At 43.5% G+C, this 828-nt stretch carries 2 protein-coding genes; both read left to right on the top strand.

The genetic code is table 11. The features are described from left to right. Positions 1 to 567, top strand: a 567-nt coding sequence (locus ACFIO5_RS11135) for an L-threonylcarbamoyladenylate synthase (protein ID WP_375705439.1), incomplete at its 5' end; no start/stop codon positions are given. A 2-nt stretch (positions 568 to 569) separates the two neighbouring features. After that, a partial coding sequence (locus ACFIO5_RS11130; protein WP_375705438.1) for an FAD-binding oxidoreductase occupies positions 570 to 828 on the top strand: 259 nt, incomplete at its 3' end.

The following is an 828-nucleotide window of genomic DNA, read 5'->3' as shown; positions in this document are numbered from 1 at the left end:
CCTCTCGCTGCTCCTAGTGCAAATCAATCAGGACGCCTTAGTCCTACTTCAGCTGAGGCTGTTTGGGCATCTTTAGGAGAATCTGTTCCTTTGATACTTGACGGAGGTTTTTCTAAAATAGGGCTTGAATCAACGATTATTAAGGTTTCTGATGAGAATATTTATCTTTTGCGTCCTGGGGGGATTGCTGCTGAAGATATTGAAGAAGTTGCTGGAAAGTCTTTGAAGCGAATAGATCAGCGAGCTGCGATTGAGGCACCAGGCATGTTAAAATCGCATTATGCGCCCAATGCTGCGGTTCGTTTGAATGTCCACAAGGTAGAATATGGTGAAGCACTTTTAGCATTTGGCATAAAACGCATTATGGGGGTTGAAAATGCCGTTTCTGTCTTAAATCTTAGCGAGAGTGGACAGTTAGAAGAGGCAGCTTCTCATTTATTTCAATACATGAGGCAATTGGATTCACTCAAGGTGAGATCTATTGCAGTAGAACCTATTCCATCTTACGGATTGGGTGAGGCTATTAATGATCGCCTCATACGTGCAGCAGCTCCAAAGGGAAAATGAAAATGGAGCGTGAGTTAATTGAAAGATTTAGAAAAATTGTTGGTGCTGCGCATGCTATAACAGATCAGGCTCTTATTGCACCCTATTTGCTTGAAGAGCGTGGACTTTTTCATGGAAGAACACCGTTGCTTTTACGTCCGGCTTCTACAGTGGAAGTTTCATCAATTATGAAATTGGCTAGTCAGACACGTACACCAATTGTACCCCAGGGTGGAAATACAGGTCTTGTCGGCGGGCAGCAGCCAGATAAAAATGGGTGCA

This window comes from Bartonella sp. AA86SXKL, from assembly GCF_042196885.1.
The sequence above is the reverse complement of the archived record's forward strand: the minus strand, read 5'-3'. Positions and strand labels throughout refer to the sequence as shown.